We start from the raw sequence: 12978 nt of genomic DNA, 5'->3' as shown, positions 1-12978 counted from the left end.
GGAGCGTTCCCGAGCGCTGTCCGGATGGTGAGAAGCCCGGCTCATCGGGCCGCAAGGCTGCCAGGGGAACCGCACAAGCGGTGTGGGGGCAGCGAATCAGCGTGAGAAGAACTTGAGCCCCATGACTCCAAGCGCAATGAGGGCGATGCAGCCGAGCCTGGGCAGGGTCGCGGGCTCCCCGTAGAGCGCGATGCCGATGACGGCCGTGCCCAGCGCCCCCACGCCCGTCCAGACCGCGTAGGCCGTGCCCATGGGCAGGTGCTTGGCGGCAAGCCCCAAAAGAACCATGCTGGCGATCATGCATGCGGCGACCACGACCGTGGCCAGCGGGCGCGTGAACCCCTGCGTGGCCTTGAGTCCGGACGCCCAGGCGATTTCGAATGCGGCGGCGAGGAAAAGAATGCCCCAGGCCATGGATATGCTCCCTTTGGCTTGCGGGGTCGTCCCCGAGTGAGGATGGACATGGGGCGGGGCGGGTCGTCCCGTCCGCCCGGAATCGTCGTCGAAGCGGGCACTCAGCTACCCGTTTCGGCCCGGATGTCAAGAAAAGCGGGGGCCGAAGCTCTCGCTTCGGCCCCCGGAACGTCAAGGCATGTTCGCTGCTCCGTCCCGAAGCGGGCAGGAACGCGGCGGATGAGCGCGCCTATTGCGCCTGCTGCGGTTCCTGCGCCCCCGGGGCTTCCAGGGCGTCCTGCACATCCGCCATCTGCGGAGCTTCAGGGGCCTGCTGGGCCTCGGGCCTGGGGCGTTTGGGCACGATGATCACCCGCTTCATGGGGCCGTCACCCTTGCTGCGGGTCTGGATGGTGTCGTCGCCTTGCAGGGCAAGGTGGATCACCCGGCGGTGGTAGGAGCTGAGCGGCTTGGTGCTCTGCGGGCGGCCCAGGTTCTTGGCTTTGTCGGCCAGGAAGAAGGCCATCTTGCGCAGGTTGTCGTCCTGCTTCTCGCGGTATTCGCCGGTGTTGATCTGCACGCGCACCGGGCTTTCCCAGCGCCGGGCCATGATGCGGTTGGCCAGGTACTGCAGGGCGGCCAGGGTCTGGCCTTCGCGCCCGATGAGCAGCCCCGAGTGCTCCTCGTCCTGGATGAGCACGCTTATGCGGCTGGCCGTGCCCTCGATCTCCATTTTGGGCTCCTGCTCCAGGATGGGGGTGAGCAGGCGGTTCATGACCTCGGCGGCCAGGGCCAGCAACTCCGCGGAGGCGGGGGACTGGTCGTGGCCTTCGGGCAGGTCGTCGTCCAGGGATTCGGTGCGGGAATCGGGCCTGGGCCTGGGTTCGGCCTTGGGAGCCCGTTCGCGCCGGGGGCGCTCCTGCCTGGGCTCACGCGGCTCCCTGGGTTCCCGTGCTTCCTTGGGCTGGCGGGGCTCACGCGGTTCCCTGGGCTCACGGGCTTCGCGCGGTTCACGGCCTTCCCGGGGCTCACGGGATTTCTGGGGCTTGTCCCGGCGCGGCTCGCGCGGCTTCTGGGGGGCTTCCTGCGCTGCCTCGCGTGCGGGCTGGGCGCCACGCTCCGGCTTCTGCCGGGGGACCTCCGGAGCTTCCGGCTCGCCCTGAGCCTGGCCGGAAGGAGCGGCGGCGGCCACCTCGGCGGCCTTGGCGGCGGCCTTGGCCTGGCGCTCCTCCTCACGGATCATGGCGGCCACGGCCGGGTCCTGGCGGCGCCGCGCCCTGATCTGGGCCTTCTTCTTGCCCACCAGGCCGAAGATTCCCGTGGAACCTCCGGTTATGATCTCGACTTCCAGCCTGTCGCGCTCGGTGGAGAAGAAGCGGCAGGCTTCGCTGATGGCGTCGTCCACGGTTTTGCCGGTGAACGTGTTGAAATCGCTCATGACTGCTCCTTAGGCCTTCTTCGCGGTCTGGACCGCGCTTCCCTTCATGAGCAGACCCTGCTGGGCGATGGAGAGCACGTTGTTGACCAGCCAGTAGACGACCAGGCCCGAGGGGAAGTTCAGGAACATGAAGGTGAAGATCACCGGCATGAACAGCATCACCTTGGCCTGGGTGGGGTCGCCCGGGGGCGGGGACATCTTCTGCTGCAGGAACATGGTCGCGCCCATGATGAGCGGCGTGATGTAGTAGGGGTCCTTAGCGGAGAGGTCGGCCAGCCAGGTCATGTTGGTGAAGGGCAGGTGCGTGATGAACGAGGCGTGGCGCAGTTCGATGGAGTTGAGCAGGGCCTGGTAGAGGCCGAAGAACACGGGAATCTGCACCACGATGGGCAGGCAGCCACCGGCCGGATTGACCTTGTAGGTCTTGTAGAGCTGCATGAGTTCCGCGTTCATCTTCTCGCGGTCGTCGCCGTGCTTCTCGCGGATGGCGGCCATCATGGGCTGGAGCTTGCGCATCTTCTCCATGGACTTGTAGCTCTTCTGGGACAGGGGCCAGAAGCACAGCTTGATGAACACGGTGAGGAGAATGATGGAGACGCCGTAGTTGTGCACGTAGCCGTAGAGGAAGTGCAGCAGCCACAGGCAGGCCTCGGCCAGGATGTGGAACATGCCGTAGTTCAGGGCGGCCTTGAGGTCGTTGGGCGCGGTGGCCAGGGTGGCGCGCTCCTTGGGGCCCAGATAGTAGCTGTTCTCCACCTTCACGGGCTGTCCGGCCGCAAGCGAGATGCCGTCCTTTTCGGCGGCCAGGCGGGTGACGTCCTCCACGTGCTGCAGCTTGAGCACGGCCGTGCCCGAGGGCACCAGGGCGGAAATGAAGTAGTTGCTCTCCACGGCGGCCCACTTGCCGCCAGCGTCGACCACCTTGCCGTCCTTGATCTTGTCGAGGCTGGTGATCTCCTCCAGGCTCTTGTCCATGTAGGCGGCGCGGGTGGGGTTGTAGTTGGCTTCGCCGCCGGTCAGGCTGCCCGCCGCCAGGGTGAAGGCCACGCGCGAGACCTGCGCGGTCTGGGAGACCAGGGTCACGGCCTCGTCGATCTCGTACTTGTCGGCGTGGAAGGTCAGCTCGCGCTTGATGGTCAGGCCGCCCAGGGTGCCGGTGAAGGTCAGGGTGGTGGACTTGCCGGGCTCGAGGGAGGTGTCCTTGGCGTCGGTGGTCCACTTGGCGTCGCGCCAGGTGGCCTGGCCGTTGACGATGAGGCCCATGGGGGCCTTGGACGCGGCCTGGCCGGAAACGAGGTCCATGTTGGGGGAGTCTTTATCCAACGAAAGCTTGTACTTGCTCAGGCTAAAATGCTGGAGCACGCCGCCGGTGTTGAGCAGGGTGGCGGTATAGAGGGGGGTGGTGATGGTGATGGGCGTTCCGGCCAGGGGCTCGGCCGAGGCCATGGTGGCGTCGGGCTTGGCCGTGGGCTTGGCGGCGTTTTGGGCGTCGGCCTGCTGGGTCTGCTGCTGTCCGGGCTGGGCCTTCTGGATCAAGGCGTTTTTAGGGAAAAAGTACTGCCAGGCGATGAGCACGCCCAGGCACAAGACGATGGCGAGCAAAACGCGCTTGTTGTTTTCCATGGGAAACGTCCTATTTCGCGGCAAGCCGCGCGCGGCGTCGCGGGATGTACGCGTGCCAGCTCAGGGTTGTGGGAACGGGGTCGTAGCCGGGCTTGCAAAGGGGATGGCAGCGCAGGAGCCGCCAGGCGGCGAGAAGGGAGCCGCGAAAGGGACCGAACCGGAGGACGGCTTCGCGCGCGTACTCCGAACAGGAAGGGGTGAACCGGCAATGCCCCGGAATCAAAGGGGAAATGCAATACCGGTACAAGGCGATGAGCGCGAGTAAAAGCCTTTGCATAGTATCCCGAACCGGGCCTCGCGGCCTGGATTGTGGGTCCATGCGGACCCGTCCGGCAAGCCCCCAGGTAGTCCTAGGTTTCTTTCCGGCGGGAGTGGGGTTCCTGGTTGGCCTTCAGCTTTTCGAGTACCGGCTCGATGTCTCGTGTGAGCGCATCGAGCGTCAGGCCGCTTACGTCCAGGTGTTTCTTCGGAACCGCCACGATGTCGATCCCGCCAGGGATCACGGGGCCGTGGAGCCGGAAAAATTCCCTCAAAAGCCTCTTCACCCGGTTGCGAAGCGCGGCGTGGCCGGTCTTCTTGCTCACCGCCAGCCCGAGCCTCCAGTGCGGAGGCTCGGCTGGCCGGACAAGCACGAAAAGGATGAAGCCCTTGGAATGGAAGCGCCGTCCCCGCTCGTAACAATCGAGGAATTGCTGGCGCTTGACCAGGTGAAAGGCCCGAGGAAACCCTAGATGCCCAGGCGTTTGCGGCCCTTGGCCCGGCGGCGGCGAATGATCGCCCTGCCGTTCTTGGTACGGGAGCGCACCAAAAATCCGTGGGTGCGTTTGCGTCTGGTGTTGGACGGCTGGTATGTTCTCTTCATGAGTCATCTCCGTGATCTTGGTGAAAAATGGAACTCGGTTTCATAGCCGTAAGCGGGCCGGCCGTCAAGAGCTGCGCCGGAGTTATCACCCCTGGACTTGACCGCCCCCCGGCGCTACATGCGAACGTGTCGTAAGACCCGCTCAACCTTCTGTCAACAAGGACTCGCCATGCACCCGAAACTGATTGAATTCCATAAAGCCCGCCTGGAAGAAACCGCCACGGCCCTGCGCAAGAACAATTTCGCCGCCCATGTGGTCGAAACCGCCCTGGACGCCAAGAAACTCGTGCTCGAAACCCTTTTCCCCGAGATCAAGCCCGGCTCTGTCTCCTTCGGCGGCTCCATGACCATCGTGGACTCCGGCATCTACGAGGCCGTCAAGGCCATGCCCGATCTCAAGATCTTCGACACATACAACTACTCCCTGCCCCCGGCCGAAATGATCGAGCTGCGCCGCCAGGCCCTGCTGGCCGACCTCTTCATCACCAGCACCAACGCCGTCACCGCCCAGGGCGCCCTGGTGAACCTGGACGGCTCCGGTAACCGCGTGGCCTCCCTGACCTTCGGGCCCAAGAAAGTCATCGTCCTGGCCGGGCGCAACAAGCTCTGCTCCGACGAATACACCGCCATGGAGCGCATCCGCGACCTGGCCGCGCCCGTCAACGCCGCCCGGCTCTCCAGGAAGACCCCCTGCGTGGCCACCCACCACTGCGAGGACTGCCCTTCGCCCGAGCGCATCTGCAACACCTGGACGATCACCGTGAAGTCCGCCCCCAAGGAGCGCACCACCGTAATCCTCATCAACGAAGACCTCGGCTTCTAACTTCCCCGGCGCGCCCGGCCCTTCAGGGCGCGCCTCCCCCATCCCGCAAGGAGCAGCGACGATGAAGGTCCTGGCCATCAACGGCAGCGCCCGCAAGGACGGTAACACCGCCATCATGGTGCGTGCCGTATTCGCCGAACTGGAAAAGGAAGGCATCGAAACCCGCCTGGAACAACTCCACGGCACGAAGTTCACCGGTTGCACCGCCTGCTACGAATGCTTCAAGCGCAAGGACAAGCGCTGCGCCGTCAAGAAAGACAAGATCAACGACTTGATCGAGCTGATGGTGGACGCCGACGGCATCATCCTGGCCTCGCCCACCTACTTCGCCGACGTCACCGCCGGACTGCGCGCGGTCATCGAACGCTCCGGCATGGTCGCCCGCGCTTGCGACGACATGTTCGCCCGCAAAGTGGGGGCGGCCGTGGTGACGATGCGTCGGGGCGGCGGCATGCAGACCTTCAACTCGCTCAACTCCTTCTTCTTCATCGGGCAGATGATCGTGCCCGGCTCCAGCTATTGGAACATGGGCTTCGGCCGCGAGATCGGCCAGGTCGAAGGCGACCAGGAGGGGCTCAAGACCATGGCCGACCTGGGACGCAACATGGCTTGGCTTATGAAGAAGCTGCAGGGATAAGAGCTGGGGAGCCGCCCCAGGCCCAGCCGGGCTCCGCCCGGACCCGGCTGGGCGCTGCCCTGCACCCGCCAGGGGGATGATCCCCCGGACCCTCGATAATATGCTCGCGGGCCTGACTGGCATGCCGGTCAGGCCCGCGAAGCTCAAGGGGATTCCAAAGGGACTCGTCCCTTTGGCCGCCGGAGGCATCTTTCTCTTCTCTTACGCTCTCAAATGCGCTTTCAGCGCCGCTCCCACCTGGGCGATGGCCGCCCGGGTCGCCGGTGTTCCGGCCAGGGTGTTGTTGGCGCAGAAGCCGTGGATGGTCCCCAGGTAACGGGTGGCCGTGACTGGGACGCCCGCCTTGAGCATGTTTCGGGCGTAGGCTTCGCCTTCGTCGCGCAGCACATCGAATTCCGCAGTGATGACCAGCGCCGGGGGCAGGCCCGTCAGGCTGTCCCGGGAGGCGTTCAGCACCGAGGCGGTATCCTGGGCCTTGGAGTCGGCGTCCGGGGCATATTGGTCCCAGTACCACTGCATGGCCCTGCGGGTGAGGTTGGGGCCGTCCTCGAAATCCAGGTACGACTGGAGCGAGCAGGAGGCGTCGGTGACGGGGTAGATGAGCGTCTGGTGCCGGATGCGCGGTCCCTGGCGGCGTTTGGCCAGGATGGCCACGCCCGCGGCCAGGGATGCCCCGGCGCTGTCCCCGGCCACGGCCAAGCGCGAGCTGTCCAGGCCCAGGGCTTCGCCGTTCTCGGCGATCCAGGCGGTGGCGGCGTATGCCTGTTCCAGGGCCACTGGGTAGCGGGCCTCGGGGGCTCGGTCGTAGCGCACCATGACCAGGGCCACGCCCGAGGTGGCCACGATGTCGCGGGCGAGGCGGTCGTGGGTGTCGGGGCTGCCGAGCACCCAGCCTCCGCCGTGCAGGTAGACCGCGGCCGGGAGCTTGCCGGGCGCGCCCGAGGGGCGCAGCAGCCTGATGCCCAGTGTGCCGGTGGGGCCGACGGGAAGGGTGAGGTCGTCGGAGAGGGCTTTGGGCTTGTCCTTGAACTGCGCCTGGGCGATCTCCAGGGCCTTGCGGGCGATGTCCACGGGGATGTCGTAGATGGGCGGCTGGTTCAGGGCGATGCGCGCCTTGATGCATTCCAGGGTGGTGGCTTCGAGGCCGAGGTCGTCGAGGGAGAGCGGAGTCGTGTTCATGGGAGTCAGGGCTGTCAGATCGGGCCGGGCTTGTCAAACCCTTGGATGCAATGAAAAAGGCCGCGGGTTTCCCCACGGCCTTTCGGGATCGGGCTGATAGAGGCTTAGTAGCTGGGCTTGAACTCGTCGCGACGGTTCTTGGACCAGGCGGCCTCGTTGTGGCCGGGATCGATGGGGCGCTCCTTGCCGTAGCTCACGATGGAGAGCTTGGCGGCGGGGACGCCCAGGTTCACCAGGTAGTCGGCGGCGGCGCGGGCGCGGCGTTCGCCCAGGGCCAGGTTGTACTCGGCGGTTCCGCGCTCGTCGCAGTTGCCTTCGACGACCAGCTTGATCTCGGGGTACTGCTTCATGATCTCAGCCTTGCGGGTCAGGACCTGACGGGCTTCGGGCTTGAGGTCGTAGCGGTCCAGATCGAAGTAGATCATGGAGCCCAGCTCACCGGCGACGCGGCCGAGCTTCTCGCGCAGTTCGCGCTCCTTGGCCAGGCGCTCGCGCTCCTGCTCTTCCCAGTTGTCCTTGTCGGGGCCGGCCACCTTCTTGCTGGCGCAACCGAAGCTCATCAGGGAAAGGCACAGAAGCGCCATGACAGCCAACAACAGTCTGCTCTTCATTTTGTTTTCCTCCTCTTGCGTAACATGACGCGGCCACCCGTAACCGCGTTACATCGGACGGATGATTGTATTCCGCCGACGGCCGAAACCAATACTCTCTTGCATGAAAAAGGCAAGCCTTGCGCAAGGGGGGCGCAAGGCTTGCCTGACACATTACACGATCGTAATTGCTCAGCGCATCAGTCCTTGGCGGCCACGGGGCTGAAGGCGGGCATGAGGGCCTCGCCGTCGCCTGTGGGAATCTGGACAGCACCGTCTCCGTTGCGCGTGGTAAGATACAGTTTGCGTCCGCCCGCCCGGCTGGAGGAGAAGGCGATGAAGTAGCTGTCCGGGGCGAAGGTGGGGTTCTCGTCGGAGCCGGGCCCGAAGCTGACCTGCTTCTCGGTGTCCGTGGCCAATTCGTAGACGTAGATGCGGTGTCCGCCGCCGGCCTGCTTGGAGTAGGTCACGTACTTGCCGTCGGGGCTCATGGACGGGTTGGTGTTGTAGCCGGACTTGGTGGCGCGGCGAACCGACCCGGACGAGAGGTCCTTGATGAAGACGTTGGGGTTGCCGAGGCGGTCGGAAACGAAGGCCATCAGGTTGCCGGACTGGTCGAAGCTGGGGGACACGTCGATGGACGGGTCGGATACCAGGGCGGTGGCGGTGTTCTTGTAGGAACCGTCCAGGGTGAAGATGTCGGTGTTGCCCCGGATGTTCAGGGCCACGGCCACGGTGCCGTTCGGCATGAAGTGCGGGCTGATGACCGTGGACGAGGGCAGGGTGTAGACGTTGGCCTTGCCGCCGCTGGAGATGCCCAGGTAGTGCGAGGTGGAGCCGATGAGCGTGAAGCAGATGCGTCCGCCGTCCCAGGACCAGGCCGGGGAGATGGCCATGCCCAAGTCGCCGTAGCGGGTCACCTGGGCGAGATCGCGGCCCATGGCCCCGACCATCCAGATGTCCTTGCCCTTGCCCGAGGGCTTAACGAACGCCAGCTTGGCCTTGAAGATGGTGCCCTGGCCGGTGAGCAGGGCCATGAGCTCCATGCAGAAGCGGTCGGCCACCTCGGGCAGTTGGTCGCGGGTGACGCTGCCGTACACCTTGCCCAGCAGAAGTTTCTGCGAATAGACCTCGAAGGCGCGCAGCTCCACGTCGCCCAGGCCTTTGCCCGGCTTCCAGACGGCAGTGACCAGAAGGTCCACCTTGGCCAGGGAGAAGGGCTTGAAGTCGATCTGTTCGGCCTTGGGGCCAGGCAGGGTCGCGCCGCCCAGGATGTCGGTGTCGCTCATGACCTTGAGGAAGGGCATGAAGGCCAGGTTCTTGCGGATGAGCTCGTTCAGGTACTGTGCGTCGGCGGGCATGTTGCCGTCGGCGAAAGGCTTGGACTGGACGATGTTCATCCGCGCCTGTCCCGGCCCCTGGATTTCGACCGCGAGGGTGTCCTGGGCGAGGGCGTTGGCGGAGAGCACCATGGTGGCGAGCGCGGCGAGCGCGCAGCGGACGAAGCTCGTGCGGAGTGTCGTCATAGCTAACGTTTTTCCTGTGAGTTGAAGGTCAATTCCAGCCGGCTCAGGTTCGGCGACGGGGGCTGGGGCAGGTTTTCGGTCTCCTGCACCGCCCGAAGCGCCGAGTTGTCGAAGTCGGACCGCCCCGAAGACTGGACCAGACGGGTCGATTGAATACGCCCTTCACGGGTGATTTGCAATTCCACCACGCAAATGAGCTTCAGGTTGGCGAATTGGGGGAAACGCCAGTTCTGCTTGATGAGCTTCTCGACAATAGCCCCGTAGACGGCCTCGGACGCACCCGCGCCGCCGCCACCGCCTCCTCCTCCGCCACCGCCCTGTCCGGCCTGCTGGCGCAGCTTGGCCAGTTCCTGGGACACGGCGTTGGAGGACGACGAGTTGTTGCCGGACTTGGCCTTGGCGTCCTTGAGAGCTTGGCTGAGCACGTCCTGGCGTTCCTTGGCGGCCCGGTCGGCGGCGTCCTTGGCGGCTTTCTCCTTGGCCGCTTTGTCCGCCGCGTCCTTGGCTGCCTTGTCGGCCGCTTCCTTGGCGGCCTTCTCCTTGGCTTCCTTCTCGGCCTTCTCTTTGTCGGCCTTTTCCTTGGCCGCCTTGTCCGCCGCGTCCTTGGCGGCTTTTTCGGCTGCGGCTTTCTTGGCCGCTTCCTCGGCCGCCTTCTTGGCGTTCTCGGCGGCGATGCGCGCGGCTTCGTCGGCCGCGGCCTTCTCCTTGGCGGCTTTTTCGGCTGCGGCCTTTTCAGCCACGGCTTTCTCGGCGGCCGCCTTCTTGGTCGCCTCTTCAACCGCTGCCTTTTCGGCTGCGGCTTTCTTGGCCGCTTCTTCAGCGGCTTTCTCAACCGCCTTCTTGGCGGCCTCGGCGGCCGGATCAGGCTTGGGCGGCTCGGGGATGTTCTTGGCCTCGGGAGGTCCAGGGGGCTGGTCGGGCTTGGGGCCGGGCGGCTCGGGGATGTTGGGCTGACCGGGCTGTCCGGGGCCTTCCCAGCCGGGGGCAGCGTCGGGCTTGAGGTTGGGGCCGGGCGTGCGCAGGTCCACGATTTCCACCTCGTAGACCGGAACGTCCAGGCGGATCGTGCGGAACTCCATGTTGGCCAGGAGGATGCTCCCCAGGACCACCGTCAGGTGCAGAAACAGCGAAAAGAGCCAGCTGAGGTAGCGCATGGCGATTATCTGAGAGCGGCCTTGAGCCTGTCTGCGGTCATTTCTTGGCGCGTCCCTGGGACTTGTCGTCCTTGGCGGGCTCGGGCTCGGCCACGACGCCCAGCTTGTCCACCCCGGCTCCCTTGAGCAGGCCCATCACCTGCACCACGACGCCGTAAGGCACCTCGCGGTCGGCGCGCAGAAAGAGCATCTTCTTCTGGTCCGTGACCAGGCGCTTCACGTGGTCCTGCAGTCCGTCCATGGGCACTTCGTACTCGGCCAGGTGCAGGGAGCCATCCTTTTTGATGGTGAGCACCAGGTTTTCCGAGTCCTTGGGCAGGGTAGTGACGGTCTTGGTCTGGGGCAGGTCCACTTCGAGCCCCTGGGTCATCATGGGGGCCGTGACCATGAAGATGATGAGCAGCACCAGCATCACGTCCACGAAGGGCGTGACGTTGATGTCGGCGAGGAATCCGTCCCCGCCGCCTCCGGTGGACATGCCCATTCTAGTAGTCCTCCCTCACGCGGGGGGCGGGACGGGGGGCATCCGTACGTGCGGGCTGCTTGGGCGCCCAGCTCACTTCGCGCTGGATGCGGTTCAGGAACGCGCCGGAGAAGCCGATGAGCTCGCGCTCGATGTGGCGGATGTAGCCCAGGAAGAAGTTGTAGGCCAGGGTGGCCGGGATGGCCACGCCCAGGCCGATGGCGGTGGCCACCAGGGCTTCGGAAATGCCCGGGGCCACTGAGGCCAGCGCGGCGGACTGCTGCAGGCCGATGGCGTGGAAGGAGTTCATGATGCCCCACACCGTGCCGAACAGGCCGATGAACGGGGTGGCGTTGGCGCAGGTGGCCAAGAACGAGAGCGACTTGGTGAGCATTCCGAGTTCGGAGGCCACGGCCTGGCGCAGGGTGCGGCGGATGTTGTCCATGGCCACGCGGGACTTCTCGGCCGGGTCCAGGTCGGCCTCCTCCATGCGCATGAGCTCCTCGAACGCCTGCAGGCCCACGGCGTAGCAGGGGGAGTTCTTGTTCTGGCTCACGGTGCGCATGGCCATCTTGAGGTTTTCGGATTCCTGGAACAGCTTGGAGTCGTGAGCCGCGTCCTTTCGGGCGGAGCTCAAGGTGAAGAGCTTGAGGAAGATGATGCTCCAGCTCGCCAGGGACATGCACACCAGGATGGCCAGCACGAATTTGACGGTGAGGGTGGCGTTCAGGAGCATGTCAAGCATGCCGCCATGCGGCGTCAGGGTATCAAGCATGTCGTTACCTCGAATCGATTCAATTGCGTCGTTCTAAAAGCATGTCCGCCAGGGCGGGCAGGGCGTCCTCGGCCTTGGCCGTAAGGCTCGCGTCGCACATGTGGGCCAGCCGGCCCGGGATCAGGTTGATCTCAGCCACCTTGCCGCCATACTGTTTGGTGAGCAAGGGCAGCGAGCTTGCCGGGGCCACTTCGCAGGCCGTGCCCACGATAAGCGTGAGTCCTGCGCCGCAGGCCAATTGACCGCTTTTGTTCAGTGCGTCAAGGGGAATGGGTTCGCCGAAGAAGACGATGTCCGGGCGGACAACGCCTCCGCAGGCGCAGCGCCAGGGGGCGGTGGCGGCGGTTATGGCCTTGGCGGCCTCGGCATCGTGGGGGGCCGAGCAGGCGTTGCAGCGGTAGCTGGCCATTGATCCGTGGAATTCCACCACGTTTTTCGATCCGGCCCGCTGGTGCAGTCCGTCGATGTTCTGGGTGACGATGGCCTGCACGAGCCCGGCCTGTTCCAGCCTTGCCAGGGCCTTGTGGGCCGGGTTGGGCGCAGCGCTCGACATCACCCGCACCGCGTCCATCAGAAAACGCCAGACCTCGGCGGGATTGTTCTCAAGGGCGTCGGTGGTGGCCACCTGCATGGGATCGTAGCGGGACCACAACCCGCCGGGGCTGCGGAAGTCGGGGATGCCGCTGGCCACGGAAATGCCCGCGCCGGTCAGGACGACCACCTCGCCCGAGGCGGGCCACAATTGCGCTATGCGTTCCAGTGCGTCCGTCATGAAAGGGAAAACTCCGTATCCGTGGCGTGCACGCCTTGGCCGGTGCATCGCGCCTTGGCGGCGGTAGCAGATTACCCGGGAGCTGCAAAGGGCCAATGCGGGTCACTACTAGCGGAAGATGCCCCCGCTGTGAAGGGTGTATCTATAAGTGCGGAATATGCTTCTATATTCAAAATGTAACAATCGTGAATTACAAAGTGTTCATCCGGATGGAGGAAATATTCCCAATGAAAAAACGCATTCTCTTTCTGTGCACGGGCAACTCGTGCCGTTCCCAGATGGCCGAAGGCTGGGCCAGGGCGCTCAAGGGCGACGTGATCGAACCGTATTCCGCCGGGGTGGTCCGCCATGGAATGAATCCGAACGCGGTGAAGGTGATGGCCGAGGCCGGGGTGGACATCTCGGGGCAGTCCTCCAAGGCCGTGGACGATCTGCCCCCGGTCGAATTCGACCACGTGATCACCCTGTGCGGGCACGCGGCCGAGACCTGCCCGCTGTACCTGGGATCGGCCAGGCGCATGCACCGGGGCTTCGATGATCCGCCGTCGCTGGCCAAAGACGCCGCAACCGAGGAGCAGGCCCTGGAGCACTACCGCCGGGTGCGCGACGAGATCAGGGCTTTCGTGGCCGGGATGCCCGGGAATCTGGACGGGGCTCAGGAATGAAAAACGGCCCGGGATGCTCCCGGGCCGCGTGATTCGTGGTGTTCGCACAGGCGTCTGGGCCGCTTGCGCCCGCGGCAG

Annotated in this window: 16 protein-coding genes; 3 read left to right on the top strand and 13 right to left on the bottom strand. The window is 65.2% G+C overall.

Translation table 11 applies throughout. The annotated features are described in order from the left end of the window. Positions 1-96: 96 nt before the first annotated feature. The 6 genes from ML540_RS11950 to rpmH all read right to left on the bottom strand — a co-directional run bounded on the left by ML540_RS11950 (position 97) and on the right by rpmH (position 4316). A complete protein-coding gene (locus ML540_RS11950; protein ID WP_243361335.1) occupies positions 97-414 on the bottom strand; it encodes a DMT family transporter in 318 nt (105 codons plus the stop codon). A 229-nt stretch (positions 415-643) separates the two neighbouring features. Continuing rightward, positions 644-1831, bottom strand: a complete 1188-nt coding sequence (locus ML540_RS11945; RefSeq protein WP_243361334.1) for a Jag family protein — start codon at positions 1829-1831, stop codon at positions 644-646. 9 nt (positions 1832-1840) lie between these two features. Then, on the bottom strand, positions 1841-3454 hold the full coding sequence (gene yidC, locus ML540_RS11940) for a membrane protein insertase YidC (RefSeq protein WP_243361331.1): 1614 nt from the start codon (positions 3452-3454) through the stop codon (positions 1841-1843). Between the two features lie 10 nt (positions 3455-3464). Continuing rightward, a complete protein-coding gene (gene yidD, locus ML540_RS11935) occupies positions 3465-3731 on the bottom strand; it encodes a membrane protein insertion efficiency factor YidD (protein ID WP_243361744.1) in 267 nt (88 codons plus the stop codon). A 73-nt stretch (positions 3732-3804) separates the two neighbouring features. After that, a complete protein-coding gene (gene rnpA, locus ML540_RS11930) occupies positions 3805-4161 on the bottom strand; it encodes a ribonuclease P protein component (protein WP_243361742.1) in 357 nt (118 codons plus the stop codon). A 20-nt stretch (positions 4162-4181) separates the two neighbouring features. Further along, complete coding sequence (gene rpmH / locus ML540_RS11925; protein WP_243361329.1) at positions 4182-4316, bottom strand: 50S ribosomal protein L34; 135 nt, start codon at positions 4314-4316, stop codon at positions 4182-4184. A gap of 169 nt (positions 4317-4485) precedes the next feature. On the opposite strand from rpmH, the gene ML540_RS11920 reads away from it, so the two are divergent. Beyond that, the gene (locus ML540_RS11920) at positions 4486-5139 is read left to right on the top strand and encodes a lactate utilization protein (protein WP_243361327.1); all 654 of its coding nucleotides are present in this window, start codon (positions 4486-4488) and stop codon (positions 5137-5139) included. A 61-nt stretch (positions 5140-5200) separates the two neighbouring features. Further along, positions 5201-5776, top strand: coding sequence for a flavodoxin family protein (locus ML540_RS11915; protein ID WP_243361325.1), 576 nt, complete (start codon positions 5201-5203; stop codon positions 5774-5776). A 201-nt stretch (positions 5777-5977) separates the two neighbouring features. On the opposite strand, the gene ML540_RS11910 is transcribed toward ML540_RS11915, so the two are convergent. From ML540_RS11910 to ML540_RS11880, 7 genes are all read right to left on the bottom strand, one after another. After that, positions 5978-6955, bottom strand: coding sequence for an alpha/beta hydrolase (locus ML540_RS11910; RefSeq protein ID WP_243361322.1), 978 nt, complete (start codon positions 6953-6955; stop codon positions 5978-5980). Positions 6956-7059: 104 nt separating this feature from the next. Beyond that, positions 7060-7566 carry a peptidoglycan-associated lipoprotein Pal gene (pal, locus tag ML540_RS11905; RefSeq protein WP_243361320.1) on the bottom strand — a complete coding sequence of 169 codons (507 nt, stop codon included), beginning with the start codon at positions 7564-7566 and terminating at the stop codon, positions 7060-7062. A 179-nt stretch (positions 7567-7745) separates the two neighbouring features. Further along, complete coding sequence (locus ML540_RS11900; RefSeq protein WP_243361318.1) at positions 7746-9071, bottom strand: TolB family protein; 1326 nt, start codon at positions 9069-9071, stop codon at positions 7746-7748. A gap of 2 nt (positions 9072-9073) precedes the next feature. Further along, positions 9074-10225, bottom strand: a complete 1152-nt coding sequence (gene tolA, locus ML540_RS11895) for a cell envelope integrity protein TolA (RefSeq protein ID WP_243361315.1) — start codon at positions 10223-10225, stop codon at positions 9074-9076. A 37-nt stretch (positions 10226-10262) separates the two neighbouring features. Next, positions 10263-10709, bottom strand: a complete 447-nt coding sequence (tolR, locus tag ML540_RS11890; RefSeq protein WP_243361313.1) for a protein TolR — start codon at positions 10707-10709, stop codon at positions 10263-10265. 1 nt (position 10710) lies between these two features. Continuing rightward, positions 10711-11463: a MotA/TolQ/ExbB proton channel family protein gene (locus ML540_RS11885; RefSeq protein ID WP_243361311.1), complete on the bottom strand. Its 753-nt coding sequence runs from the start codon at positions 11461-11463 to the stop codon at positions 10711-10713. A 19-nt stretch (positions 11464-11482) separates the two neighbouring features. Then, on the bottom strand, positions 11483-12235 hold the full coding sequence (locus tag ML540_RS11880; protein WP_243361309.1) for an SIR2 family NAD-dependent protein deacylase: 753 nt from the start codon (positions 12233-12235) through the stop codon (positions 11483-11485). A gap of 227 nt (positions 12236-12462) precedes the next feature. On the opposite strand from ML540_RS11880, the gene ML540_RS11875 reads away from it, so the two are divergent. After that, complete coding sequence (locus ML540_RS11875; protein WP_243361307.1) at positions 12463-12900, top strand: arsenate reductase ArsC; 438 nt, start codon at positions 12463-12465, stop codon at positions 12898-12900. The last annotated feature ends 78 nt before the right edge of the window (positions 12901-12978 follow it).

It is taken from the genome of Fundidesulfovibrio terrae (assembly GCF_022808915.1).
GTDB lineage: Bacteria > Desulfobacterota > Desulfovibrionia > Desulfovibrionales > Desulfovibrionaceae > Fundidesulfovibrio > Fundidesulfovibrio terrae.
The sequence above is the reverse complement of the archived record's forward strand: the minus strand, read 5'-3'. Positions and strand labels throughout refer to the sequence as shown.

Bases quoted from the DNA above. Each gene is read 5' to 3' on its own strand.
- ML540_RS11945 (WP_243361334.1), bottom strand. From the start codon at position 1,831: ATGAGCGATTTCAACACGTTCACCGGCAAAACCGTGGACGACGCCATC.
- ML540_RS11885 (WP_243361311.1), bottom strand. From the start codon at position 11,463: ATGCTTGATACCCTGACGCCGCATGGCGGCATGCTTGACATGCTCCTG.
- ML540_RS11920 (WP_243361327.1), top strand. From the start codon at position 4,486: ATGCACCCGAAACTGATTGAATTCCATAAAGCCCGCCTGGAAGAAACC.
- tolR (WP_243361313.1), bottom strand. From the start codon at position 10,709: ATGGGCATGTCCACCGGAGGCGGCGGGGACGGATTCCTCGCCGACATC.
- tolA (WP_243361315.1), bottom strand. From the start codon at position 10,225: ATGCGCTACCTCAGCTGGCTCTTTTCGCTGTTTCTGCACCTGACGGTG.
- pal (WP_243361320.1), bottom strand. From the start codon at position 7,566: ATGAAGAGCAGACTGTTGTTGGCTGTCATGGCGCTTCTGTGCCTTTCC.
- yidC (WP_243361331.1), bottom strand. From the start codon at position 3,454: ATGGAAAACAACAAGCGCGTTTTGCTCGCCATCGTCTTGTGCCTGGGC.
- ML540_RS11875 (WP_243361307.1), top strand. From the start codon at position 12,463: ATGAAAAAACGCATTCTCTTTCTGTGCACGGGCAACTCGTGCCGTTCC.
- ML540_RS11900 (WP_243361318.1), bottom strand. From the start codon at position 9,071: ATGACGACACTCCGCACGAGCTTCGTCCGCTGCGCGCTCGCCGCGCTC.
- ML540_RS11950 (WP_243361335.1), bottom strand. From the start codon at position 414: ATGGCCTGGGGCATTCTTTTCCTCGCCGCCGCATTCGAAATCGCCTGG.
- ML540_RS11910 (WP_243361322.1), bottom strand. From the start codon at position 6,955: ATGAACACGACTCCGCTCTCCCTCGACGACCTCGGCCTCGAAGCCACC.
- yidD (WP_243361744.1), bottom strand. From the start codon at position 3,731: ATGCAAAGGCTTTTACTCGCGCTCATCGCCTTGTACCGGTATTGCATT.
- rpmH (WP_243361329.1), bottom strand. From the start codon at position 4,316: ATGAAGAGAACATACCAGCCGTCCAACACCAGACGCAAACGCACCCAC.
- ML540_RS11915 (WP_243361325.1), top strand. From the start codon at position 5,201: ATGAAGGTCCTGGCCATCAACGGCAGCGCCCGCAAGGACGGTAACACC.
- ML540_RS11880 (WP_243361309.1), bottom strand. From the start codon at position 12,235: ATGACGGACGCACTGGAACGCATAGCGCAATTGTGGCCCGCCTCGGGC.